Annotated in this window: 1 pseudogene; it reads left to right on the top strand. The window is 62.5% G+C overall.

Annotated features, from left to right (window positions below):
• Positions 1–153: 153 nt before the first annotated feature.
• A pseudogene (locus ACQ4LH_RS21175) lies at positions 154–334 on the top strand (AI-2E family transporter); the annotation flags it as partial.

The following is a 334-nucleotide window of genomic DNA, read 5'->3' as shown; positions in this document are numbered from 1 at the left end:
GTCAGGCGCTGGCCGCAGGTCTGCTGACCCTGACTTGGACCGTGGTAGTGGCGGTGCCGTTGGGGGTGCTCGGCCTCAAACCCGTCTCTTTTAAACATCTCCCAGCCCACGAGACGAAATGAGGGGACTCCTATTCCGCCTTCTTCTTGANGTCAGGCGCTGGCCGCAGGTCTGCTGACCCTGACTTGGACCGTGGTAGTGGCGGTGCCGTTGGTGATGCTCGGCTTCAACCTGGCGGATCACATCAAAGATGTCACCGCCTTACTCAAGGATTTCCAGGTCGACGGGCTGCCGCCGGCACCCACCTGGCTGGCCGGCGTACCACTGGTTGGCG

It is taken from the genome of Pseudomonas peli (assembly GCF_050563605.1).
In the GTDB taxonomy this organism is placed as follows: domain Bacteria; phylum Pseudomonadota; class Gammaproteobacteria; order Pseudomonadales; family Pseudomonadaceae; genus Aquipseudomonas; species Aquipseudomonas peli_A.
This window is presented reverse-complemented; position numbering and strand designations above follow the sequence as displayed.